Origin of the sequence: Flavobacterium sp. SH_e (genome assembly GCF_025717045.1) — a bacterium.
Classification (GTDB): domain Bacteria; phylum Bacteroidota; class Bacteroidia; order Flavobacteriales; family Flavobacteriaceae; genus Flavobacterium.
Genome location: NZ_JAOVZN010000008.1, coordinates 478,150 through 503,265, shown reverse-complemented (window position 1 = coordinate 503,265; position 25,116 = coordinate 478,150). Strand labels below are relative to the sequence as shown.

The 25,116-nt window shown below is 33.6% G+C and carries 17 protein-coding genes; 12 read left to right on the top strand and 5 right to left on the bottom strand.

Annotated features, from left to right (window positions below; translation table 11 throughout):
• The first annotated feature begins 48 nt into the window (after window positions 1–48).
• The 5 genes from OD917_RS20255 (at window position 49) to OD917_RS20235 (ending at window position 7,115) form a co-directional block, all read left to right on the top strand.
• Window positions 49–3,063: a tetratricopeptide repeat protein gene (locus OD917_RS20255; protein WP_263525216.1), complete on the top strand. Its 3,015-nt coding sequence runs from the start codon at window positions 49–51 to the stop codon at window positions 3,061–3,063.
• Window positions 3,064–3,150: 87 nt separating this feature from the next.
• Window positions 3,151–4,014, top strand: a complete 864-nt coding sequence (locus OD917_RS20250; protein WP_263525215.1) for a PhzF family phenazine biosynthesis protein — start codon at window positions 3,151–3,153, stop codon at window positions 4,012–4,014.
• A gap of 170 nt (window positions 4,015–4,184) precedes the next feature.
• A complete protein-coding gene (locus OD917_RS20245; protein WP_263525214.1) occupies window positions 4,185–5,936 on the top strand; it encodes a TonB-dependent receptor in 1,752 nt (583 codons plus the stop codon).
• Between the two features lie 132 nt (window positions 5,937–6,068).
• Window positions 6,069–6,599: a GNAT family N-acetyltransferase gene (locus OD917_RS20240; protein ID WP_263525213.1), complete on the top strand. Its 531-nt coding sequence runs from the start codon at window positions 6,069–6,071 to the stop codon at window positions 6,597–6,599.
• Between the two features lie 66 nt (window positions 6,600–6,665).
• Window positions 6,666–7,115: a hypothetical protein gene (locus tag OD917_RS20235; RefSeq protein WP_263525212.1), complete on the top strand. Its 450-nt coding sequence runs from the start codon at window positions 6,666–6,668 to the stop codon at window positions 7,113–7,115.
• Window positions 7,116–7,161: 46 nt separating this feature from the next.
• Here the strand turns inward: OD917_RS20235 and OD917_RS20230 are convergent, their stop codons facing one another.
• Window positions 7,162–7,323 (bottom strand): hypothetical protein, encoded by a 162-nt coding sequence (locus OD917_RS20230; protein WP_263525211.1) that lies wholly within the window; start codon window positions 7,321–7,323, stop codon window positions 7,162–7,164.
• A 267-nt stretch (window positions 7,324–7,590) separates the two neighbouring features.
• Here OD917_RS20230 and asnB (OD917_RS20225) point away from each other — a divergent pair, with 267 nt between their 5' ends.
• The 7 genes from asnB (OD917_RS20225) (at window position 7,591) to OD917_RS20195 (ending at window position 21,313) form a co-directional block, all read left to right on the top strand.
• Window positions 7,591–9,264, top strand: coding sequence for an asparagine synthase B (asnB, locus tag OD917_RS20225; protein ID WP_263525210.1), 1,674 nt, complete (start codon window positions 7,591–7,593; stop codon window positions 9,262–9,264).
• 309 nt (window positions 9,265–9,573) lie between these two features.
• Window positions 9,574–11,187, top strand: coding sequence for an asparagine synthase B (gene asnB, locus OD917_RS20220; protein WP_263525209.1), 1,614 nt, complete (start codon window positions 9,574–9,576; stop codon window positions 11,185–11,187).
• Window positions 11,188–11,400: 213 nt separating this feature from the next.
• Window positions 11,401–14,136, top strand: coding sequence for a M16 family metallopeptidase (locus tag OD917_RS20215; RefSeq protein ID WP_263525208.1), 2,736 nt, complete (start codon window positions 11,401–11,403; stop codon window positions 14,134–14,136).
• A 279-nt stretch (window positions 14,137–14,415) separates the two neighbouring features.
• A complete protein-coding gene (gyrB, locus tag OD917_RS20210) occupies window positions 14,416–16,356 on the top strand; it encodes a DNA topoisomerase (ATP-hydrolyzing) subunit B (RefSeq protein ID WP_263525207.1) in 1,941 nt (646 codons plus the stop codon).
• A gap of 110 nt (window positions 16,357–16,466) precedes the next feature.
• Entirely contained in the window at window positions 16,467–17,402 is a 936-nt protein-coding gene (mdh, locus tag OD917_RS20205) for a malate dehydrogenase (protein ID WP_111287503.1), read from the top strand.
• Window positions 17,403–17,627: 225 nt separating this feature from the next.
• On the top strand, window positions 17,628–20,618 hold the full coding sequence (gene secDF, locus OD917_RS20200; RefSeq protein WP_263525206.1) for a protein translocase subunit SecDF: 2,991 nt from the start codon (window positions 17,628–17,630) through the stop codon (window positions 20,616–20,618).
• Between the two features lie 83 nt (window positions 20,619–20,701).
• A complete protein-coding gene (locus OD917_RS20195) occupies window positions 20,702–21,313 on the top strand; it encodes an acyloxyacyl hydrolase (protein ID WP_263525205.1) in 612 nt (203 codons plus the stop codon).
• Between the two features lie 58 nt (window positions 21,314–21,371).
• On the opposite strand, the gene lgt is transcribed toward OD917_RS20195, so the two are convergent.
• From lgt to folE, 4 genes are all read right to left on the bottom strand, one after another.
• Entirely contained in the window at window positions 21,372–22,304 is a 933-nt protein-coding gene (gene lgt, locus OD917_RS20190) for a prolipoprotein diacylglyceryl transferase (RefSeq protein WP_263525204.1), read from the bottom strand.
• Between the two features lie 63 nt (window positions 22,305–22,367).
• Complete coding sequence (gene yidD, locus OD917_RS20185) at window positions 22,368–22,616, bottom strand: membrane protein insertion efficiency factor YidD (RefSeq protein WP_008462282.1); 249 nt, start codon at window positions 22,614–22,616, stop codon at window positions 22,368–22,370.
• 99 nt (window positions 22,617–22,715) lie between these two features.
• Window positions 22,716–24,197: a cysteine--tRNA ligase gene (gene cysS / locus OD917_RS20180; RefSeq protein WP_263525203.1), complete on the bottom strand. Its 1,482-nt coding sequence runs from the start codon at window positions 24,195–24,197 to the stop codon at window positions 22,716–22,718.
• Window positions 24,198–24,325: 128 nt separating this feature from the next.
• Window positions 24,326–24,997 (bottom strand): GTP cyclohydrolase I FolE, encoded by a 672-nt coding sequence (gene folE, locus OD917_RS20175; RefSeq protein ID WP_263525202.1) that lies wholly within the window; start codon window positions 24,995–24,997, stop codon window positions 24,326–24,328.
• Window positions 24,998–25,116 lie beyond the last annotated feature (119 nt).

The following is a 25,116-nucleotide window of genomic DNA, read 5'->3' as shown; positions in this document are numbered from 1 at the left end:
TATAAAGCGTATAAAATGATACATTTGAATACCTAAATATTAATCAAAATGCGTAAACTATCCAGGTTCTTTATATTCCAAATTCTCCTTACTTCGACAATAGTTTCGGCACAGAAATCGGCTATTTATACTTACGAATTAAAGGATTTTGACAAAGCACTGGCTTTATACAACGACAAACAATATGCGTCGGCTCAACTTATTTTTGAAAAAGTAAAATACGATGCAACAAACGAAGAGGTACAATCGGATTGTGCTTTTTATATTGCCAATTGTGCGATTAGAACGAACAAGGCAAATGCTGATGCTTTGGTAGAAAAATTCGTTAATGATTACCCAACAAGCACAAAACAAAATCAGGCTTATATAGAAGCTGCACAGTATTTTTTCGAACAAGGAAATTATCCAAAAGCTTTACAATGGTTTGATAAAGTAGACGAAAGCTACATGAGCAAAGCAGAGTCTGACAAGTTCAACTTCATGAAAGGTTACAGCTATTTTAATGCTAAAAAGAAAAAAGAAGCCACAAACTATTTTAATAAAGTTGTAAATTCTAAAGAATATGGTTCGCAAGCCAAATATTACTTAGGATTTATGGCGTATGAAGGCGACGATTATAAAGAAGCAACGAAATATTTTGATGAGGTTTCGGGCGAAGAAAAATACAAAGAAAAGCTTTCGTATTATCAAGCTGATATGAATTTCAAATTAGGAAATTTTCAAAAAGCGATTGATTTAGGTCAAGTTGCAATGAATAAATCTAATGAAATTGAAAAATCGGAATTGAATAAAATTATTGGCGAAAGTTATTTCAACTTAAAACAATATGGAAAAGCGATTCCATATTTAGAGCAATATGCTGGTAAAAAAGGAAAATGGAATAATACCGATTTTTATCAATTAGGCTATGCGTATTACGAACAGAAAGAGTATGAAAAAGCGATTTCTCAGTTCAATAAAATTATTGAAGGAAGAGATTTTGTGGCGCAAAATGCTTATTATCATTTAGGTTTAAGTTATTTAAATACAGGTAAAAAGCAAGAAGCTTTAAATGCTTTTAAAAATGCGTCTGAAATGGATTTCAATGCACAAATTCAAGAAGATGCGGCTTTAAACTACGCTAAATTAAGTTACGATATCGGAAATGCTTATCAAGCTGTTCCAGGTATTTTATTGGATTTTCTTAAAAAATATCCAAATAATTCTAGCCGTTCAGAAGTAGAAAAACTATTGGTTGATTCTTATATTTCTTCTAAAAACTACAAAGAAGCTTTAGTTTTATTAGAAAAAAATAGATCTGCAGAAAACAAAGCTGCGTACCAAAAAGTGCTTTTCTATCGCGGATTAGAATTGTACAACGAAAATAATTACCAAGAAGCGGGTAAAATGTTCAAAAGCGCGATCAGCGAACAAAAAACTCCTGAGTTTACAGCGCGCGCCACTTTCTGGAAAGCAGAAACAGAATATTTGAACGACGATATGCAAAATGCTTTATTAACGTACAAGCAATTTGCTGGAATGGCTGCCGCAAAATCTACAGATGAATATAAAAATATCAATTACAATATTGGTTACACGTATTTTAAACTGAAAGAATACGATCAAGCGGCAAATTCTTTTCAAGCTCAGATTGATAATTCGCCTTCAGACAAAGTTCGTTTAAACGATTCTTATTTGCGTTTAGGAGATTGTCGTTTTGTGACTTCAAAATATAGTGCAGCAAATGAGGCTTACGCCAAAGCAATTGCTGCAAAAGGTGTAGATGCTGATTATGCGCAATTCCAAAAAGCACTTTCTTACGGATTTATGTCAAATAATGCGAAGAAAGTGGATGAACTAAACAACTTTCTTCAGATGTACAAAAAATCGTCTTACAGAGATGATGCTTTGTTCGAATTAGGAAATACTTATGTTGCAGAAAAGAAAAATGATCAAGCTTTGAAAACGTATGATCAATTGATTTCAGAATTCCAAAACGGATCTTTTACTTCAAAAGCAATCTTAAAACAAGGTTTGATTTATTACAATTCAGATCGCGATCAACAAGCTTTAACGAAATTTAAAAAAGTTGCTGCAGAATTCCCGAAAACTCCAGAGGCTTTAGAGGCAGTAGCAACCGCAAGATTGATTTATGTTGATTCTGGAAAAGTTGACGAATATGCAACATGGGTTCGTACTTTAGATTTTGTTGAGGTTTCAGATGCTGAATTAGATAACGATACTTATGATGCTGCTTTCAAACAATACAGTCAAAATAATAGCAAAGCGGCAATTACAGGTTTTGGAGGTTACGTGAGCAAATTCCCAGCTGGATTACACGCTTTAGAGGCAAATTTCTATCTGGCGCAATTGTATTATGCTGAAGGTTCTGAGACAAAATCGACAGCAAATTATCAATATGTAATCGATCAGCCTAGAAATGAATTTACAGAGCAGGCTTTAAACAGATTGGCTCAGATTTACTTAAAAGCAAAAGATTGCGATAAAGCAATTCCGGTTTTAAAACGTCTAGAAAGCGAAGCAGATTATCCGCAGAACAAAACTTTCGCGCAGGCAAACCTAATGAAATGCTATTATGACAAAAAAGATTATGACAATTCGGTTACTGCTGCAGAAAAAGTTTTAGAAAACCCAAAATCTGATGCTGGAGTAAAAGCAGACGCTCAAATCATTGTAGCAAGAGCGGCGATTCAAACAGGAAATGAAGATAAAGCGAAAACTGCTTACGCTAAATTAATGACAACTTCTAAAGGAGAATTAGCTGCAGAAGCTTTGTATTACGATGCATACTTTAAAACAAAAGAAGGAAAATATGATGCTTCTAATACTGCGGTTCAAAAACTGGCAAAAAGCTATTCGGCTTATAAATATTATGGAGCAAAAGGCTTAGTGTTAATGGCGAAAAACTTCTACGGATTAAAAGACAGCTATCAGGCAACTTATATTTTGGATAACGTAATCAACAATTTTATAGATTATCCAGATGTTGTTGAAGAAGCGAAAAAAGAATTAGGAGCTATTAAAGCGGAAGAGTCAAAAACAAATTCGTCGATTAATAGATAAGAATGTTGTAGAAGAAAGAAGCAAGAAGAAAGATTTTGTAAAGGTCTTGCTTCTTTCTTCTTGCCTCTTTAAATAAAAAAGAAAGAAATGAGTTTACCTTTTTACATAGTTGATGTTTTTGCTGATAAGAAATATGCCGGAAATCAGTTGGCGGTTTTTATGGATGCGGAAAATTTAAGTTCGAAAGAAATGCAGCAGATTGCGCGTGAGATTAATTTTGCGGAAAGCACATTTGTAACGAAACTGGACAAAGAAAATAATAAAGCCGAAATAAGAATTTTTACTCCTGCGCACGAAATGCAGTTTGCGGGTCATCCGATCATTGGAACTTCATGGGTTTTGATGAATAAAGTATTTGATAATTCTCCTAGTGAAATAAAATTGGAAGTTCCAATTGGGCCAATTGCAATCAATAGATCAGATGATTTGATTTGGTTAAAAGCAGCACAGCCAAAGTTTTGGGATGTTTTTGCAAAAGAAGATTTTCCCTCTTTTAGTAACTTGACAATCGATGATTTTGATAATCAATATTTGATACAAGAAGTGACTACTGGAAGTGCCTTTGTAATTGTTCCGTTAAACAGCAAAAGAGCTTTGGAGAATTTGGTTTTAGATAAAGATAAAACTGATAAATGGCTGAAACAGCATTGTAAAACAGATCACAGAGGACTGTATTTTTATAGTTTTGAAGATTCGAAGCTGGCAACTAGAATGTTATGTGTAGAAAATAATCAATTGGTAGAAGATGCAGCAACAGGAAGCGCAAGTACTTGTCTGCAGGCCTATCTTTTGAAATATCATTCTCCAGAAATTGAATTGACGAATCATCAAGGAGATTATATTGGTCGTCCATCTGAAATTTATTTTAAAGGAAAACTAGAAAATGATCAGTTTGATATTAAAATTGGAGGAAAAGCTCAATTTGTAGCCAAAGGGGAGTGGGAAGCTTAAACTTTAGAAGAAAGAAGCAAGGAGAAAGACGCAAAAAAACAAGAGTCAAGAAAAAGAATTTTTAGATTTAGATAATAGAATATAGAGGATAGAACAAAGAGTTTTGAGAAAAGAAATTAAGATTTTATGGGTCTTTCTCTTGCTTCTTAACCCTCTTAAAAGAAAGAAATATGAAATTAAATTGCCAGTATAAAATTATCGTTTTGCTAGTATTATTTGTAGGCCAGTTTTCGATTGCTCAGAAGAAAAATGAAAGTATCGGAACCGAAACTGTAAACGTGGTAAAACCTTATTCGCCTACTATTTCAGATGCTTTTAAAGTAAAAGAAACTCCTTCGCTTGACGATAGCGGAAATCAGCCAAAAGAAGTAATTAAATATAGTATTCTGTCTGTTCCTGTTGCTTCAACTTTTACACCTTCAAAAGGAAAAGCTGAAGGTGTTGAGAAAGCTAAAAAGGAAAGATTGTTTAATAATTACGCAACTTTAGGGCTTGGAAATTACAGCACTTTGAATGGCGAATTATTTGTAAATCAGGATTTGGGCAATAATGATTATGTGGCAGGAATGTTTCGTCATCATTCTTCTCAAGGCGGAATTAAAGATGTAGAATTGAATGATGAATTTTATGATACATCAATAAATGTTGGTTATGGTCAAAACAATAGAGATAATACTTGGGGAGTAGATTTAGGATATCAAAACCAAATTTATAACTGGTACGGACTTCCTTCAGATTTTGGCTCGACAATTCCAGATCAGCGTTATGATTTGGTAAACAGCATTAATCCAAATCACTCTTATAATACAATTTGGGTCGGCGGAAATGCAGAATTTAACGAAAGTATTTTCAGTAAGCTTTCGGCAAAATTCACTCATTTTTCAGATAGTTATTCTTCATCAGAAAACAGATTTTATGTAAAGCCTACTTTTACTGTTGATGTAATGGATCAGGCAATTAAAACCAATGTGATTGTAGATCATGTAAGCGGTTCTTTCAAAAACAATTATTTTCAAGATAATACAGAAGCTTTAAAATACAGTTTTACAAATGTTGGAATTGAGCCAAGTTTTGTAATCAATGAAAATGAATGGACGTTAGAACTAGGAGCTGGAATTTATTATAGTGCAGATTCTGAAAACAGTGGCAATAAATTTTATTTCTATCCAAAAGTAAATGCTTCTTACAGACTGGTTGGCGATTTGATGATTTTCTATACTGGAGTAAATGGTGCTTTAAATCAGAATTCTTATGCTGATTTTGTGACCGAAAATCCGTTTTTGTCTCCGACTTTAAACATGCGTCCATCAAGCACACAATATAATGTGTTTGCAGGTTTGAAAGGTAAATTGGCTAACAATGTAAATTATAATGTGACTGCCTCTTATTTGAATGAAAAAGATAAAGCGCTGTTTAAAGCAAATGATTATACAGAAGTAATTACAAATGAAGATTACGCTTTCGGAAATTCATTTGGAGTAGTGTATGAAGATATTAGAACGTTTCGTTTCTACGGAGAATTAAAAGCCGATTTCTCTCAAAATGTAACTTTCGGAATCAACGGAACTTTTAATAGTTATAATACCGACAATGCAGTTGAAGCATGGAATTTGCCAACAATGAAATTAAGTTCGACTTTAGACGTTAATATTACTAAGCAATGGTACGCAGGATTGAATGTGTTTTATGTGGGAGAAAGAAAAGATATGCAAACCAATACTTCTTTAGGAATTGATGCAACACCAATTACCTTAAAAAGTTATTTTGATGCTAATGCTCATGTCGGATACAAATTCAGCGAACGTTTGACGTTTTTCTTGAAATTGAATAATATTGGAAATCAAGCTTACGAAAAATGGTTGAATTATCCTGTACAAGGATTCCAAGTTTTAGGAGGCGCAAATTATAAATTTGATTTTTAAGACATCTTTGCCATAAAGATACCAGGGCACTAAAACATTTTAAATGAATGTGCCTTTTTTTTTCAGCCATGAGCTCATGAATTTTTTGGAGTAGATTCGTGAATTCGTGGCTGTTTTTTTTAATTTTATAAAATGGAAATTACATTACGTCAAGAAAATAAAAACGATTTTGAAAGTGTTTTTCATTTGATTGAAAAAGCTTTTGAAAAGGAAGAATATAGCGATCATAAAGAACAGTTTTTGGTAGAAAGATTAAGAAAATCGGATGCTTTTATTCCAGAACTGTCTATTGTTGCCGAACTTGATAATAAAATAGTTGGACATATTTTATTTACCAAACTGCAGATAAAAAATGAATCTCAAATCTTTCCGTCATTAGCGCTCGCTCCAGTTTCGGTTTTACCAGAATTTCAAGGAAAAGGAATCGGCTCTAAACTTATTTTACAAGGACATGAAATTGCAAAAAGTCTAGGTTATAAATCTGTTATTTTATTAGGACATCAAGATTATTATCCAAGGTTTGGATATGAACTTTGTGAAAAATTCAATATCAAAATGCCTTTTGATGTTCCAGCTGAAAACTGTATGGTAATCGCATTAACAGAAAACGCTTTATCAGGTATTAGCGGAGAAGTAATTTATCCGAGTCAATTTTTCGAATAAAAATTTAGACAAAAAAGAAAAACCTTTGCACCTTTGTCCCTTAGAACCTCAGTACCTTCAAAAAAAATGACTTTCAAAGAAAAAATATATTCTCACTATACTCAAATGGTTCAAGACAGAATTGATGTTTTTAAAGATATGATTTCAGGCTTGACCGAAGATTCAAAAAACGATGCAAAAGGTTCAGCTGGCGATAAACACGAAACGGCTTTGTCGATGATGCATATCGAACAGGAAAAACTAACGAATAAATTAAAGGAAGCTCTTGAACAAAAAGGGATTTTAGATAAAATAGACCCGCTTAAAACGACAGGAAATATTGTTTTGGGAAGTTTGGTAAAAGCAAACGGAATCTATTTATACGTAAGTGTTGCACTTCCAAAAATAGCAATTGACGGAATCAATGTCATTGCGCTTTCTCCACAATCTCCTTTGGGAAATCATTTAATGGGAAATAAAGCAGGATTTCAATTTGAAATAAATAAGACGCATTATACTATTGAAAGTGTTGAATAAGTCTTTTTTCGCTATCAACTTTGACAAAGTTCAATACGTAACCATCTTATCCAATCTTGTCATTCTGAGGAACGAAGAATCTCACTAGTTTGTCGACAAAAATCGGCATTATTCTTTGCGGAGTTTCTAGTGAAATTCTTCGTTCCTCAGAATGACAAACACTGTGTTCTTGCTTAAAATACAATTCCAGCACAACTTTTCTTCTCATCTTTACGAATCTTTCATTTGTAACAGAATAACTCAAAATTTAATTCAAAAAACCGATTTAAAGTTTCAATTTTCAACCAGTTTTATAGTCAAAATTAAAAATTTCAAGTTTTGAGCTTATTTTTACTTTTAAATTTTACATTTTATATGTAAAAATAAAATTATGGTTTTAAATTGTAATTGAAATTGATGTTTGTGTTTTGCAATTGTAACTAATACTCCATCTTTGCCCTATCAAATTAAAATTTACAAAATAAAATATAAAATTATGTGCGGAATTGTATGTGCCTTTGATCTTAAACAAAAAGCCGAAGCGTTAAGACCTCAAGTATTAGAAATGTCAAAAATCATTCGTCACCGTGGACCAGACTGGAGCGGTATTTTCAGCAATGATAAAGCGATTCTTTCTCATGAGCGTTTGGCAATTGTAGATCCAGCGTCAGGAAAACAACCTTTATTTACAGAAGATAAAAAATTGGTATTGGCTGCAAATGGTGAAATCTACAACCACAGAGACCTTCGTAAGCAATTTGCTGGTAAATATAACTTTCAAACTGAAAGTGACTGTGAAGTTATTTTAGCTTTATATAAAGAAAAAGGAGTAAACTTCGTTGATGAATTAAACGGAATCTTCGGATTTGCAATCTACGATGTAGATAAAGACGAGTATTTCGTTGCTCGTGACCATATGGGAATTATTCCGTTGTATATTGGTTGGGATCAGCACGGGACTTTCTATGTTGCTTCTGAGTTAAAAGCTCTTGAAGGATATTGTACAAAAATCGAATTATTCCCTCCAGGACATTATTTATCAAGCAAAGACGGTGAATTTGTACAATGGTACAAAAGAGACTGGACAGAATATGATGCAGTAAAAGACAACGAGACAAGTATTCCAGAAATCAGAAAAGCATTGGAAGCTGCTGTTCACAGACAATTAATGAGTGATGTTCCTTATGGAGTTTTACTTTCTGGAGGTTTAGATTCGTCTATTACTTCGGCTGTGGCTAAGAAATTTGCTCAAAAAAGAATTGAATCAGATGATACTACAGATGCTTGGTATCCGCAATTGCACTCTTTCTCAGTTGGTTTAGAAGGTTCTCCAGATTTAGCAGCAGCAAGAAAAGTGGCAGATCATATTGGAACTATTCACCACGAAATCAAATTTACCATTCAAGAAGGATTAGATGCGGTTCGCGATGTAATTTACAACCTTGAGACTTATGACGTAACTACAGTTAGAGCTTCAACTCCAATGTGGTTAATGGCGAGAGTAATCAAATCTATGGGAATCAAAATGGTTCTTTCTGGGGAAGGTGCAGATGAGCTTTTCGGAGGATATTTATATTTCCACAAAGCGCCAAACGCTAGAGAATTCCACGAAGAAAACGTTCGTAAATTAGGAAAACTTCATATGTACGATTGTTTACGTGCAAACAAAAGTTTAGCGGCTTGGGGAATTGAAGGTCGTGTGCCATTCTTAGATAAAGAATTTATGGATGTTGCAATGCGCATCAACCCACAAGATAAAATGATCAACAAAGAGCATCCGATGGAAAAATGGGTTGTTCGTAAAGCTTTTGAAGATATGCTTCCAGAAAGCGTAGCTTGGAGACAAAAAGAACAATTTTCTGATGGAGTAGGATACAGCTGGATTGATACTTTGAAAGAAGTGGTAGCTAGAGAAGTTTCAGATGAGCAATTGGCAAACGCTAGATTTAAATTCCCATTGCAGACTCCAACTTCAAAAGAAGAGTACTACTACCGTTCAATTTTTACTGAACATTTCCCAAGTGATGCAGCGGCGTTATGCGTGCCTCAAGAAGCAAGTGTGGCTTGTAGTACAAAAATTGCTTTGGAGTGGGATGAAGCTTTCAAAAACATGAACGATCCATCAGGAAGAGCTGTAGCAAGTGTTCACGATGACGCTTATGTAAAATAATTAAGAGTTTAATTTTTAGAATTAGTATATATATTGCAGAAAGACGTTCTTTATAAGAGCGTCTTTCTTGTCTAAAAAAGTTTCTGTATTTCAATATATTAAAATAAAAAGTTTTGGTAATCGATTAAAATTTATTTCAGATTTGACTTTCGTCGAAATTAGAGTTGAATCATGAAATTTTAAGATGCAAAATGTAGGAAAGCAGAAAATAATATTTAGTTTTGCTTTTAAGCGGAAATTTTAATGATTTTTTAATGTACAGCTTGTTTAAGTTGGGTACATGAGAATAAAAATAAAAAATAAAATAGTATGTCTGGATTGTTAGCCGTTATTGGTAAAGGAAAAGACCCCAAGCTTGTAAAAGAACTTTCTGAGAGAATGTCACATCGCGGACCTGATGAAAGCGATATTCATATTATGGAAAATGGCAGTATTCTTTGCCATGAAAGTTTATCGATTATTGATCTTAATTCGGGGAAACAGCCAATTCAAGGAACTAATAAAGCTTGGATGGTGCATGATGGAGAAATCTATAATTATAAAGAACTTAAAAATACAGTTTTAAAGGATCATACTTTTAGAACAGAATCAGATTCAGAAGTAATCGTTCATCTTTACGAAGAATTTGGATATGATTTCTGTAATAAACTGGATGGAGATTTTGCTTTTGTGGTTGTTGACGGAGATAAATATATCGCTGGTCGTGATCCAATAGGAGTAAAACCTTTATATTATGGTTTGGATGAAAGAGGGCGAATTTATTTTTCGTCAGAAATGAAATCTATTGCAGACCAATGCAAATCGTTTTCTACTTTTCCTCCAGGGCATTATTATACAGCAAAAACAGGTTTTGTAAAATACTATCGTCCAGAATACGAAGATCATAAAAACGCAACTCAACCACTAGATTTAGAATTAATTCGCGAAAGCTTAATTCAGGCAACACGCAAACGTTTATTGGCAGAAGTGCCTTTAGGAGTCGTGTTGTCGGGAGGTTTGGATACCTCATTAATTTCAGCTATCACTTCAAGATTGCTAAAAGAAAAAGGCGAAAAGTTGCATTCTTTTTCTATCGGATTGGATGCTGATGCTCCAGATAATGTTGCAGCAAGAAAAGCAGCTGAATTTTTAGGAACTGAACATCACGAAATTCATTTTTCTGTAGAAGAAGGAGTTAAGGTTTTAGAAAAAGTAATTTATCATATTGAAACGTATGATATTATTTCGGTTAGATCTGGAGTGCCAATGTATTTGCTTTCTAAAGCTATTGCAGAACAAGGCATAAAAGTGATTTTGTCTGGTGAAGGCGCAGATGAAGTTTTTGGAGGGCATTTATATTTTAGAAATGCGCCTACAGAAGAAGAATTTCAAGATGAAACCATAGAACGAGTTCAGAAGCTGTTTACAGCCGATTTGCTTCGTGCAGATAAAACAACAATGGCAAACGGTCTAGAAGTTAGAATTCCGTTTTTAGATACAGATTTTTTAGATGTAGCCATTCGAATAAAAACAGAAGAAAAACAGCCTAAAACCTATGATGGCGTTGAAAAATACATTTTAAGAAAAGCTTTTGATACAGAAGATGCTTATTTGCCTTCGGAAGTTTTATGGCGTCAGAAGGAGCAATTTTCTGATGGAGTAGGGTATAATTGGGTTGACGAATTGATTGAATATTGCGCTTCGCAGGTTACAGATGAGCAATTGGCAGGAGCAAGTGCAGAATTTCCGTATAATTCTCCAACGACTAAAGAAGCTTATTTGTACAGATCGATTTTTCATAAATACTATCCACAGGTCAGCGCGGCGCAAACTGTTCGTAAATGGATTCCAAAATGGCAAGAAAACCTTGATCCAAGCGGAAGAGCAAATGCAGCCCATTTGAATGGTAATTTTGAATCTGTAAAATCTGGAATAGCAGTTTAAAAAATTAAGATTATAAAAGAAAAAACCGAAATTATATTTAGTGTATAGTTTCGGTTTTTTCTTTCTGTATTATTTGTGAAATTCAGGATGAATATTTTACGGCATCCCGTAAAATACTAAAACTAAGTTAACAAGGATTTCTCTACTTAGGAAAAATACTATATTTGGTTGCGAAGGATTTTTTTAATCCTTAAACCAATATAAACAAAACCTATGAGAAAACTATTACTAAGTGGAATTTTATGCTGCTCATTAATTTCTTTGAGCTCAGTTTACGCACAAAAGGCAGAAGTGCCTAAATTTATTACAAATGTTGAAGGTGTTAAAGAATATTCTTTAAACAATGGACTAAAAGTTCTTTTGATTCCTGATGCTTCTCAAAGTAACATGGTAGTCAATATTGTTTATAATGTAGGTTCTAGGAATGAAGGTTATGGCGAAAAAGGAATGGCCCATTTATTAGAGCACATGCTTTTTAAAAGCACTAAAAATCTGGGAGACATCAAAAAGATGCTTGCAGATAAAGGAGGAAATGCTAACGGAACCACTTGGCTTGACCGTACAAATTATTATGAAATTTTCCCATCGAGTGATGAAAACCTGAAATGGAGTATCGAGATGGAAGCAGATAGAATGATTAATGCAACTATTCTTCAATCGGATTTGGATAAGGAATTTTCTGTTGTAAGAAATGAGTTTGAAATAAGCGAAAATAGACCAGAAAGAGTTTTGCAAGAAAGAGTGGTTTCGGCTGCTTATTTATGGCATAACTATGGAAATAGTACTATTGGAAGTAAAGAAGATATCGAACGCGTAAAAGCAAATACGCTTAGAGTTTTTTATGAAAAATATTACCAGCCAGATAATGCGACTTTGGTTGTTGCAGGTAAATTTGATGAGCAAAAAGCATTGCAATATATTGGTCAGTATTTTGGAGCTGTTCCAAGACCTAAAAGAGTTTTAGATAAAACATATACAATTGAGCCTTCGCAGGATGGAGAGAAATTTGTAGAATTAAAAAGAGCAGGCGACAGCAAAAATGTTGGAGTATTATATCACACGGTTTCTTATGTTGATAAAGATTTTGCTGCTATTAATGCGCTTGGTGAGATTTTGACTGCAGATCCGTCAGGATATTTATATAAATCATTGGTAGATACTCAGAAAGTTTCAAGCCTTTATTCTTGGCAACCAACATTAAGAGATGCGGGCTATATGTATTTTGGATTTTCTGTTAGCAACGATAAAGATATAAAGGCAACCCAAGATATTGTTAGAGGAGAATTAGATAAAATTGCAACGATAAAATATACAGATGAAGATGTAAACAGAGCTAAAGCTAAAATTATCAAAGAAATCGAATCTGTAAAAAATAACACCATTTATTATGCAATTAATTTAACGCAAATTATTAGTGCTGGTGATTATAGATTGGGATATTTATATCGAGATGAAGTTGAAAAACTAACTAAGGAAGATATTCAGCGTGTTGCTGAAAAGTATTTTAGAAGTAACAACAGAACAGTGGGGATATTTATTCCATCAAAAGATGAGCAGAGAATTAAACCTGTAGAATATACAGATGATCAAATTGTTGCATTAACCAAAGATTACAAAGGTAGAGCTTTGGAAAAAGAGATAGCAGATTTTGAGGCATCAATTAAAAATCTAAAACAAAATTTAACTGAAGGGAAACTAACAAATGGTGTTAAATATGGTATTATTAAAAAAGAAATAAAAGGAGGCAAGGTTCAGGCCAATTTTATTTTTCCTGTTAGTAATGAGAAAGATCTTGAAGGAAAATCAAATGTTGGAGTTATTTTGGCAGAATTGCTTAAAACAGGAACAAAAACAAAAAGCAAAGAACAAATACAAGATCGTTTAGATCAGTTAAAATCGAGTATTTATTTTGGCTTTAGCCAACAGACGCTTTCTGTTTATGTGACAACTTACAAAGAAAGTTTTAAAGAGGTTATGGGAATTTTAGAAGATTTGCTTCTTAATTCGACTTTTCCTCAAAATGAGTTGACCAAGACAATTAGTGATTATAACACTTATCTTGAAGGAAGATTGAATGATCCAGAGTCAATTGCTTTTAATCAGATTGTTAGACAAACTAATCCTTATCCAAAAGAGAGTATTTTTTATACATCTACAACTCAAGAGCAAATAGATGCCTTTAAACAGATAAAACAATCTGAACTAGTTGATTTTTATAAAAATATTTTAGGAGGAAATAATGGAGTAGGAAGTATTGTTACTGATTTGGATGCAAAAGAAATTGGGGTGATTTTAGAAAATACTTTTGGAAAATGGAATTCGAAATCAAAGTATGAAATTGCAAAGCCTACTTATTTTGAAACAAAAAAATCAGATAAAGATTTACTTACTCCTGATAAAGAAAATGCTGTTGCACTTGGAAGGGTGAGTTTTAAAATGGATAGAAATAGTCCAGATTATCCAGCATTTGTAATGGCAAATGAAATATTAGGAAGCGGAGGTTTTTTAAGTGCTAGAATTCCGATGAGATTACGTGAAAAAGAAGGAATAAGTTATGGAGCAGGAGCAATGATAAATGTACCGATTACAAACGATGTAGCATATTGGCAATATTATGCTCTTTTAAACCCTACTAAAAAGAATGCGGTTGAAACAGCAGTTAAAGAAGAGATTTCGAAAGCATTAAAAGACGGTTTTACTGCCGAAGAAATGAAGTCGAATTTTAAAAGTTGGCAGAACGGCAGAAAAACAAGATTAGGAAATGATAATACTTTAATTGGACTTGTAAATACCTATTTGCAATATGGAATTCCTCTAGAAGATTATGATGACTTAGAAAATAAAGTGAAAGCGTTAAAATTAGACGATGTTAATAATGTTATTAGAAAATACTTGAGTTTAGACAAAATGACGTCAATCTACGCTGGAGATTTTAATAAGAAACAATAAGGAGATTTAGCCTAAAACTTTAAATTTAGTTTTTCGAATCATAAAATAAAACCGAAATACATTTTTAAAATGTCATTTCGGTTTTTTTGTGTTATTTCCATTTTTAGAATTTGGAATTTAAGAAAATTGGAATTTAAACTCATTTTAGGGTTTATTTTTTGGTTTTTCAGACAATTGTGTTAATAACTTAAGTGCTTTAAGTCGTATTTTAATGGGTATATAGCTTGCGATTTTATATATTTGCGTGTTAGACAGTAAATACATTTTAGAATAAATTATATGAGCGAAGAAATCAAGAAGAACAATTATTCAGCAGATAGTATTCAGGCATTAGAAGGAATGGAGCACGTAAGAATGCGTCCATCAATGTATATTGGAGATGTGGGAGTTCGAGGACTGCATCATTTAGTTTATGAGGTTGTTGATAACTCTATTGATGAGGCCATGGGAGGACATTGTGACACAATTGGTGTCTCAATAAACGAAGATGGTTCTGTTACAGTTGAAGATAACGGACGTGGTATTCCAGTAGATTTACATAAAAAAGAAGGAGTTTCTGCTCTTGAGGTTGTAATGACTAAAATTGGTGCCGGAGGTAAATTCGATAAAGATTCATATAAAGTTTCTGGAGGACTTCACGGTGTTGGGGTTTCTGTAGTAAATGCCCTTTCTGTTCACATGAAATCTACTGTATTTAGAGAAGGTAAAATTTATGAGCAGGAATACGAAAGAGGTAAATCCTTATATCCTGTAAAACAAATTGGAGAGACAGATAAAAGAGGTACACGCCAGACTTTTTATCCAGATGATACAATCTTTACTCAAACTACTGAGTTTTCATACGATACGCTTTCAGCACGTATGCGTGAACTTTCTTTCTTGAACAAAGGAATTACAATTACGTTTACAGACAAGAGAGAAGTTGATGAAAAAGGAGAATTTAAAAGTGAAGTTTTCCATTCTGATGAAGGACTTAAAGAATATATCCGTTATTTAGATGGTAATCGTGAGCCAATTGTTTCTCATGTTATCAGTATGGATAATGATAAAGGTGAAATTCCTGTTGAGGTTGCTTTAATCTACAACACGAGTTATACAGAGAATATTTTTTCTTATGTAAACAATATCAATACTCACGAAGGAGGAACGCACTTGCAAGGTTTTAGAAGTGGTTTGACAAGAACGCTTAAAAAATATGCGGACGCTTCTGGTTTATTGGATAAATTAAAATTTGAAATTTCTGGAGATGACTTCCGTGAAGGATTAACAGCTATTATTTCGGTAAAAGTATCTGAACCTCAGTTCGAAGGACAGACAAAAACGAAACTTGGAAACAGAGAAGTTGTTTCTCCAGTTTCTCAGGCAGTTGGAGAAATGCTTGAAAATTATTTGGAAGAAAATCCAAATGATGCTAAAGTAATTATCCAAAAAGTAATCTTAGCAGCTCAGGCACGTCACGCAGCGAAAAAAGCACGTGAAATGGTGCAGCGTAAAACCGTTATGGGCGGTGGTGGATTGCCAGGAAAATTATCTGATTGTTCTGAGCAAGATCCAGCAAGATGTGAGGTTTACCTTGTCGAGGGAGATTCGGCTGGTGGAACAGCGAAACAAGGTCGTGATCGTAACTTTCAAGCGATTCTGCCATTGCGTGGTAAAATCTTGAACGTTGAAAAAGCGATGCACCATAAAGTATTCGAAAACGAAGAGATTAGAAATATTTTTACAGCTCTTGGAGTAACAGTTGGAACTGCAGAAGATAGTAAAGCATTAAATCTTGAAAAGTTAAGATATCATAAGGTAATCATCATGTGTGATGCCGATGTCGATGGTAGTCATATTTCTACCTTAATATTAACCTTCTTCTTCCGTTTCATGAAAGAGCTTATTGAAGAAGGTCACGTATACATTGCGGCGCCACCTTTATACTTAGTTAAAAAAGGAAACAAAAAGGAATATGCTTGGAATGATGTTCAGCGTGATCAAGCCAACGAAAGAATGGGAGGAAGTGCCAATATTCAACGTTATAAAGGTCTTGGAGAGATGAACGCGGAGCAATTATGGGAAACTACAATGGATCCGAATTTCAGAACTTTACGTCAAGTAAACATTGATAGTTTGGCAGAAGCAGATCAAGTTTTCTCTATGTTAATGGGCGATGAAGTACCGCCTCGTAGAGAGTTTATCGAGAAAAATGCAGTTTATGCAAATATTGATGCATAAAATGAAAAATTAATAATTTCAATTCGTTTAATTGTTTAAATTTACTAGACAATTAAACGAATTGTCTTTTTAAAGAATAGGCAATATTAATAACCGATAAAGTATAAAATATGAAAGTTACCATTGTAGGAGCAGGAAATGTTGGAGCTACATGTGCAGATGTTATTTCGTATAGAGGAATTGCAAGCGAAGTAGTATTGTTGGATATTAAAGAAGGTTTTGCAGAGGGGAAGGCGTTGGATATAACACAGTGTGCCACAAACACGGGTTTTAATACCAAAGTGTCGGGTGTGACCAATGATTATTCTAAAACTGCAGGAAGTGATGTAGTAGTAATTACATCAGGAATTCCAAGAAAACCAGGAATGACAAGAGAAGAATTAATAGGTATCAATGCAGGAATTGTTAAGACAGTTGCTGAGAACGTACTAAAATATTCACCTAATACGATTATTGTCGTAGTTTCCAATCCGATGGATACGATGACGTATTTAGCTTTAAAAGCTACGGGTCTTCCAAAAAACAGAATTATAGGAATGGGAGGAGCTTTAGATAGTTCTCGTTTTAGAACTTATCTTTCTCTTGCTTTAGATAAACCAGCAAATGATATTTCGGCAATGGTAATTGGAGGTCATGGAGATACTACTATGATTCCATTAACACGTTTAGCATCATATAACGGGATTCCGGTATCGGAGTTTCTTTCAGAAGAAGTATTGCAAAAAGTTGCCGCTGATACTATGGTAGGAGGAGCAACTCTTACAGGACTTCTTGGAACTTCGGCTTGGTATGCGCCAGGAGCTTCTGTGGCATATTTAGTTGACAGTATTTTGAACGATCAGAAAAAAATGATTGCATGTTCTGTATTTGTAGAAGGAGAATATGGACAGAATGATATCTGCATAGGAGTGCCGTGTATAATTGGTAAAAACGGAGTAGAAGAGATTCTGGATATAAACTTAAATGATCACGAAAAGGCGTTATTTGCCAAAAGTGCAGATGCAGTTCGTAGTATGAATGATGCCTTAAAAACGATTTTAGTATAATAAAAACGGCAAAAAAGAAAAGAAGCTGCACTTTTGCAGCTTTTTTTTTGAGATTAATTAATAAATAAATTGGTTAATATTTTCGTTAATTATATATTTGCTCGGTTTAAAAAAAAATTGGTAATTCGTGATCTCGTTTTTTTGTTTTAAAAAATCATGTCAGGGCTTATTTTATGGGACTTTAAAACAAAAACAAAAATAAAACATAATTAATTTTTAGTAATAATGCAGAATAAAGGACTTATTAAATTTTTCGCAATTCTATTTGCATTGGTAAGTATTTACCAACTATCCTTCACTTTTGTGGCAAATGGTGTCAAAAGTGAAGCTAAAGCTTTTGCAGGAGACAATCCTGATAAAGAGCTGAAATATTTAGATTCTATTGGTAAAGAAAAAGTATTAAATCTTGGTTTTACTGATTTCACTTATAACGAAGTGAAAAACAAACAGCTTAATAAAGGTCTTGACTTAGAAGGAGGAATCAATGTTATTCTTCAAATTTCTATTAAAGATGTATTAAAAGGTTTGGCTAATAATTCTAAAAATCCAGTTTTTAATAAATCATTAGCTGATGCATCTGCAAACTTAGAAGGGAACAAAACATATTTAAATAAGTTTTTTGAAGCTTTTGAAGCAAATTCAAAAGGAACTGTAAAATTAGCGTCTCCAGATATTTTTGCTAACAGAAGTCTTCAAGGAGAAGGTGGAGTAGACTTTCAAATGTCTGACGCGCAAGTTCAAAAAGTTATCAAAAGAAAAGTTGATGAGTCTGTAGAAAGTGCTTTTAAAGTATTAAGAGAGCGTATCGACAAATTTGGTGTAACACAACCAAACATCCAAAAATTAGGAGAAACAGGAAGAATCTTAGTTGAGCTTCCAGGTGCTAAGGATGTTGATAGAATTAAAAAATTATTAGGAGGAAAAGCTCAATTAGAGTTTTGGGAAACTTTCAAAATTGAAGAAATTGGTAATTTCTTAGTATCAGCAAACGAAGCTTTAAAGAAAACTGAAGTTAAAAAGACAGAGACTAAAACTGTTGCTAAAGATTCATTAAATGCATTATTAACGGATGCTAAAGATTCTTCAGATGTTAAAAAAGGAAACAATCCTTTATTTGATAAAATGATCGTTCAAGGTGGTGGACCAGTTTTAGGATACTTTGCTCCTAAAGATACTGCTGCTATTAATGATTATTTCAAAAGACCAGAAATTAGAGTATTATTGGCTGCTGACCAACACTATGCAAAATTTGTATGGAGTAAGCCAACAACTATAAAAGATCCTAAAGCTAAAGACGTAAAAAGCGCAGCTGATATCGAAGCTGTTGAATTATACGCTTTAAAAGGAAACAGAGACAATAACCCGGCAATGAGCGGTGGTGTTGTAACTGATGCAAAAGATACTTTTGACCAAATGGGTAAACCAGCTGTTTCTATGCAAATGAACAGCCAAGGAGCTAAAGTTTGGGAAGAGTTAACAGGTAGAGCATTCGCTCAAAAAAGCTACATTGCTATTGTGTTAGATGATATCGTATATTCTGCTCCAGGTGTAACAAGCGGTCCTATTGCTGGAGGAAGATCTGAGATTACAGGTTCATTTGATGTAGCTGAAACTAAAGATTTAGCTAACGTATTAAATGCAGGTAAATTACCAGCTTCTGCAGATATTATCCAATCAACTGTTGTAGGTCCATCTTTAGGACAAGCGGCTATTGATGCAGGTACCATTTCTTCTGTATTAGGATTCTTATTAGTTTGTGTTTGGATGGTATTCTATTATGGTAAAGCTGGTTGGTATGCAAACCTTGCTTTATTATTGAACTTACTATTCCTATTTGGAATTATGGCAAGTTTTGGTTTTGTATTGACATTGCCAGGTATTGCAGGTATCGTACTTACATTAGGTACTGCGGTAGATGCGAACATTATTATCTACGAAAGAGCAAAAGAGGAATTGCGTGAAGGAAAATCTCTTTCTGAAGCAGTTACAGCTTCTTACGGATGGCATGGTGCAATGCGTTCTATTATTGATGCTAACGTTACTCACGTTTTAACTGGAGCTATTTTGTTTATTTTCGGAACAGGTCCTATCAAAGGTTTCGCATTGACATTATTAATTGGTATCGTAACTTCATTGTTTACTTCTATCTTTATTGCTAGAATTTTCATTGACAGAAATATTGCAGGAAAAGCAGATTTAACTTTCTCTACTAATATTACTAAAAACTGGTTTACAAACTTCCACTTTGATTTCATCAAAATCAAAAAATTCACTTATATCTTCTCTTCTATTGTAACAGTAGTAAGTTTAGTGTCTATCTTCTTTGTTAACGGATTGGATGAAGGTGTTGATTTTGTTGGAGGAAGAACTTTCCAAGTTAAATTCGAAAAACCAGTTGATGCAACTGCAGTTTCAGATGAATTATCTGCTGCTTTTGGTACGCCAGTTGAGGCTAAAATTTTAGGTGATGATGATCAATTGAAAATCACAACTAAATATAAAATTAAAGAAGATGGTGTAGCTATCGATGAGGAAGTAAACCAAAAATTATATGCAGGATTGCAGAAATATTTCCCAAATACTTCTTACGATAAATTTACTAACTCATTTGATGGTAAAAGAGTAGGTGTTTTACAAGCTTCTAAAGTTGGAGCTTCTATCTCTGAAGATATTAAAACTAACTCTTACTGGGCGGTTCTTGGAGCAATGGCAGTTATTTTCTTATACTTAATGGTATCTTTCCGTAAATGGCAATATTCATTAGGTGCGATTGCAGCTGTTGCGCACGACGTTATCTTTGTATTAGGAATTTATTCATTATGCTACAAATTCATGCCATTCCACATGGAAATGGATCAGCACTTTATCGCAGCGATCTTAACCGTAATTGGTTACTCTATGAACGATACGGTAATTGTATTTGACAGGGTAAGAGAGTTTATCATAGGAAACCGTAAAGGAAGTTTCGAAGATATCGTAAACGCTTCTATTAATACAACATTATCAAGAACATTGAATACTTCATTAATGATGATCATTGTATTATTAACGATGTTTATTTTCGGTGGAGAGTCTATCAGAGGATTTATCTTCGCAATGTTAATCGGTATTATTGTGGGTACTTATTCTTCATTATTCATCGCAACTCCAGTATTGGTTGATACGATTTCTAGTGACGAAAAACACACAATCGAAGACAAACACAATAAAGCATAATTACTGTTTTAATTATATAAAAGATCCAGCGTAAGCTGGATCTTTTTTTTACACTATATTTAAGTGGTATTTTAAGACGATTTATGGCAAGAAAATTACTTTTGGTCTTACTGTCTCTTGTAGCTGTAAAAATGACTGCACAAGAGCATAATTCACATTTTTCTTTGGGGTTTAATTATGGTTTTGGAAGTGAATTTAACAATAGAAACTATACGTTTACCAGTCACTTTTATAAAGTTCAATTATATTGTAAGGTAAAAGAAACAAAGCACTTCCAGTATGAGATTTTAATTCAGCCTGAGGTTAATTTCGCTGAACATCAATTGCTGAATTTTTATTTTGTTAAGCCTGAAACGCCCAATTATCAGCAAAAAAGAGATGAATATACACGTTTGAAAGACATTCGCGAATATGTGCTTAATTGTGGTTTTCTAGTTCGTAAACCTATCGGTAAAGTGTATTCGTTTTATGTTTTAGGAAGTATTGGACCAATGATTACAGATACAGAGACCGAACGAATGTCTAAAGGTTTTGCTTTTGCAGATGTTTTAGCACTTGGTTTTGCTGCAGGCTATGATAATTTTCGTTTTGATATTCGTCCAAGTGTGCGACATGTTTCTAATGCAGGCTTAGGAAGCAGTAATGCGGGTTATAATACAAAGAATATCGAATTTGGTATTTCGTATCAGTTGTAAAAAAGAAAATGCCCAATACGTTAGATATTGGGCATTTTTTATTTTGATTGAAATAATTTTATGCTTCTGCTAAAGGGTTTCTTTGAGCTCTTATGATAAAGAAAAGTCCAATAATGATAAATGGTATACTTAACCATTGTCCTGTTGAAAACAAACCTAATTCGCTCTCAAAACCACCTTGGCTTTCTTTTACAAATTCTACAACAAAACGAACAACGAATAAAAGCACTAAAAATAACCCGAATAATAGACCGGATTTAAGTCTTGCATTTGTTTTCCAGTATAAAAAGAACAAAATAGCGAATACAAATACATAACAGAATGCTTCGTATAATTGTGTAGGATGTCTAGAAGGAACTTCTGCTAATAATGTTGCAAATTTTGGATCTGTTGCTATTGCATTATAAGCTTCTTTTGGATCTGCAATACCTGTTTTTTGTACTGCGTCGGCTTTGCTGAATGTGTCATGAAGAAAACGAATTCCAAAAGCAGAAGAAGTTTCATGGCCAATGATTTCAGAATTGAAGAAATTTCCAAGACGAACGAAAATTGCTCCGCTTGCAACAGGAATTACAACACGGTCTAAAATCCATAGTAAAGAACGTTTTAGTATTTTTTTACTGTAGTAGTACATTGCAACAATAATTGCGATAGCTGCTCCGTGACTTGCTAAACCTTGGAAACCTGTAAATTGAAATTCAGGTTCAAATTTAAATGGAAGGAAAATTTCAAGTAAATGATTTCTAAAATATTCCCAATCGTAAAAGAAGACATGACCTAATCGAGCGCCTATTAAAGTTGCAAGAACTGTCCAAACAAATAAAGAATCCAGTTTTTCAATTGACTCGTTTTCTCTTTCGAAAATCTTTTTCATTAAGAACCATCCTAAACCAAAAGCAATTACAAACATTAAGCTGTAATAGCGAATCATAAAAAATCCTAAGTTGATTCCTTCAGAAGGATTCCAAACTAAATTTAAGGCGTGTGTCATGTATAAATGTTTTTATATGCTGTAAAAATAAATATTTAATGTAAAGTGCCACTTTCTAAAAGGTTAATGTTTGTGATTACATTTCTTTTCGGGCACAGGATCGTAACCGCTTCTTCCCCAAGGATGACAACTTAAGATACGTTTAATTCCTAAAAATCCGCCATAAAATAATCCGTGAATTTGCAATGCCTGAATCATGTAAGTAGAACAAGTCGGCTCGAATCTGCAGGCTGCAGGAGTAAACGGAGAAATGGCAGTTTGATAAAAACGGACTAACAATACAAATGGATATATCAGAATTTTTGAAAACATATTTTTTGTATTGGTTAGTTTAGTGTTCAGTGATCAGTTTTTAGTGTTTGGTTAATTCAAAGTTTGAATCTGAACACTAAAAACTGAAAACTGATCACTTTATTGAATGCTAAAAGTAGTTCCTTCTTTTCCGTCTTTAAGCTGTATTCCTAAAGCAATTAATTGATCACGAATTTGATCAGAAAGCGCAAAGTTTTTATCAGCTCTAGCTTGATTTCTCATTCCAATAAGCATATTTACTACTCCTTCTAACTTATCGTTCTCGCCATCAGCATTTTTCTCGTCGATAATTCCTAAAACATCAAATACGAAAGCATTTACTGTTGTCTTGAAATCTTCTAAATCATTAGCAGAAATCGTCTCTTTACCATCTTTTAATAAATTGATATAACGAACAGCTTCAAATAGTTGAGCAATTAAAATTGGCGTATTGAAATCGTCATTCATTGCATCATAACAAAGTTGCTTCCACGCAGCGAAATCAATAGAACTAGTATTTCCTGCAGTAATATTTGGTAAAGCATCAACAGCTTCCATTAATCGTTTGTATCCTTTTTCGGCAGCGACAATGGCATCATCAGAAAAATCTAAAATACTTCTGTAGTGCGCTTGAAGCATGAAAAAACGAGTTACAGAAGCCGAAAATGGTTTGCTTAATATGTTGTTATCTCCACTAAGAATTTCGCCTGGAAGAATATTATTTCCAGTCGATTTAGCCATTTTCTTTCCGTTCAACGTAAGCATGTTAGCGTGCATCCAGTAATTTACTGGTGCCTGACCAGTGCAAGCTTCGTTTTGAGCAATTTCACATTCGTGGTGAGGGAATTTTAAATCCATTCCGCCTCCGTGAATATCAAAATGATTGCCAAGATATTTGGTGCTCATTGCAGTACATTCTAAGTGCCATCCAGGGAAGCCATCGCTCCAAGGTGAAGGCCATCTCATGATATGTTCTGGCTCAGCTTTTTTCCAAAGCGCAAAATCCTGTGGATTTCTTTTGTCTGACTGTCCATCAAGATCACGTGTATTTGCCAGCATATCGTCGATATTTCTACCGCTTAAGATTCCGTAATTATTGGTTTCGTTATATTTTACTACATCAAAATATACTGAACCATTAGCAACATAAGCAATGCCTTTATCAATGATTTTTTTAATAATTTCAATTTGCTCAATAATATGTCCTGTTGCTGTAGGCTCGATGCTTGGAGGTAAAAAGTTGAACGCTTTTAGAATATTATGAAAATCTACAGTATAACGCTGTACTACTTCCATTGGTTCCAATTGTTCTAAACGCGCTTTTTTGGCAATTTTATCTTCACCTTCGTCCACATCATCTACGATATGCCCAACATCGGTAATATTTCTAACATAACGAACTTTATAATCTAAATGCAGAAAATACCTGAAAATTACATCAAAAGACATAAAAGTTCTCACGTTTCCTAAGTGAACATTACTATATACGGTAGGTCCACAAACATACATTCCAACGTTTCCTTCATGGATTGGTTTGAAATCTTCTTTTTCACCCGAAAGTGAATTGTATATTTTTAGAGGTTGACTGCTATATAGTGGCATATTTTTTATTTGATTTTTTTTTAGAAGCTATTCCTGCTGTACGCTGTATCTTTTATGGTGAACCCCACCATAAAAGGATGCCGCTTCCATCAGGGCTAGATCATAAATATAATAGAAATATTGTATAATTAGAACTGAGTGTCTAGTTTGATATAATCTAAAAATTCTCTTTTTGTTTGAGGATCTTTGAATTTTCCACCGAATTCAGACGTTACTGTACTGCTTTCGATATCTTTAATTCCGCGAGAGTTTACACAAAGGTGTTTAGCATCGATGACGCAGGCAACATCTTCTGTTCCTAAAGCTTTTTGTAATTCTTGAACAATCTGCATAGTTAGACGCTCTTGAACTTGAGGTCTTTTTGCATAATACTCTACGATACGGTTCATTTTTGATAAACCAATAACGCGTCCGCTTGAGATATAAGCAACGTGAGCACGCCCGATAATTGGCAGTAAATGGTGTTCGCAAGTAGAATAAACTGTGATATTTTTTTCTACAAGCATTTCGCCATATTTATAATTATTGTCAAAAGTAGAAGCTTTTGGTTGTTTTGCTGGGTTAAGACCGCCAAAAATTTCTTTTACAAACATTTTTGCAACTCGGTTTGGAGTTCCTTTAATGCTGTCATCTGTCAAATCCATCCCTAGAGTTTGTAGAATGTTTTCAACATCTTTTTTAATTTTTTCTATTTTTTCTTCATCAGTGATGTCAAAAGCATCCGCTCTTAGAGGGTTTTTTGCATTACTACTGAAATGATTATCTCCTATTTCGTCTAAAAATTCTTCGTTGTTTGTCATTAAAAACTACTATTAGTATGTGTATTCCTTTTTAAGGCGGTAAAGATAATTAATAAATGGGAAACCTTTTCTATCGTTTTTAGGATTTAATTGCTCCTTTTTTGATATAATTTAATTTT

Excerpts from the sequence above, each read along its gene's own strand:
- OD917_RS20255 (WP_263525216.1), top strand. The coding sequence starts at position 49 with ATGCGTAAACTATCCAGGTTCTTTATATTCCAAATTCTCCTTACTTCG.
- OD917_RS20250 (WP_263525215.1), top strand. The coding sequence starts at position 3,151 with ATGAGTTTACCTTTTTACATAGTTGATGTTTTTGCTGATAAGAAATAT.
- OD917_RS20245 (WP_263525214.1), top strand. The coding sequence starts at position 4,185 with ATGAAATTAAATTGCCAGTATAAAATTATCGTTTTGCTAGTATTATTT.
- OD917_RS20240 (WP_263525213.1), top strand. The coding sequence starts at position 6,069 with ATGGAAATTACATTACGTCAAGAAAATAAAAACGATTTTGAAAGTGTT.
- OD917_RS20235 (WP_263525212.1), top strand. The coding sequence starts at position 6,666 with ATGACTTTCAAAGAAAAAATATATTCTCACTATACTCAAATGGTTCAA.
- OD917_RS20230 (WP_263525211.1), bottom strand. The coding sequence starts at position 7,323 with ATGAGAAGAAAAGTTGTGCTGGAATTGTATTTTAAGCAAGAACACAGT.
- asnB (WP_263525210.1), top strand. The coding sequence starts at position 7,591 with ATGTGCGGAATTGTATGTGCCTTTGATCTTAAACAAAAAGCCGAAGCG.
- asnB (WP_263525209.1), top strand. The coding sequence starts at position 9,574 with ATGTCTGGATTGTTAGCCGTTATTGGTAAAGGAAAAGACCCCAAGCTT.
- OD917_RS20215 (WP_263525208.1), top strand. The coding sequence starts at position 11,401 with ATGAGAAAACTATTACTAAGTGGAATTTTATGCTGCTCATTAATTTCT.
- gyrB (WP_263525207.1), top strand. The coding sequence starts at position 14,416 with ATGAGCGAAGAAATCAAGAAGAACAATTATTCAGCAGATAGTATTCAG.
- mdh (WP_111287503.1), top strand. The coding sequence starts at position 16,467 with ATGAAAGTTACCATTGTAGGAGCAGGAAATGTTGGAGCTACATGTGCA.
- secDF (WP_263525206.1), top strand. The coding sequence starts at position 17,628 with ATGCAGAATAAAGGACTTATTAAATTTTTCGCAATTCTATTTGCATTG.
- OD917_RS20195 (WP_263525205.1), top strand. The coding sequence starts at position 20,702 with ATGGCAAGAAAATTACTTTTGGTCTTACTGTCTCTTGTAGCTGTAAAA.
- lgt (WP_263525204.1), bottom strand. The coding sequence starts at position 22,304 with ATGACACACGCCTTAAATTTAGTTTGGAATCCTTCTGAAGGAATCAAC.
- yidD (WP_008462282.1), bottom strand. The coding sequence starts at position 22,616 with ATGTTTTCAAAAATTCTGATATATCCATTTGTATTGTTAGTCCGTTTT.
- cysS (WP_263525203.1), bottom strand. The coding sequence starts at position 24,197 with ATGCCACTATATAGCAGTCAACCTCTAAAAATATACAATTCACTTTCG.
- folE (WP_263525202.1), bottom strand. The coding sequence starts at position 24,997 with ATGACAAACAACGAAGAATTTTTAGACGAAATAGGAGATAATCATTTC.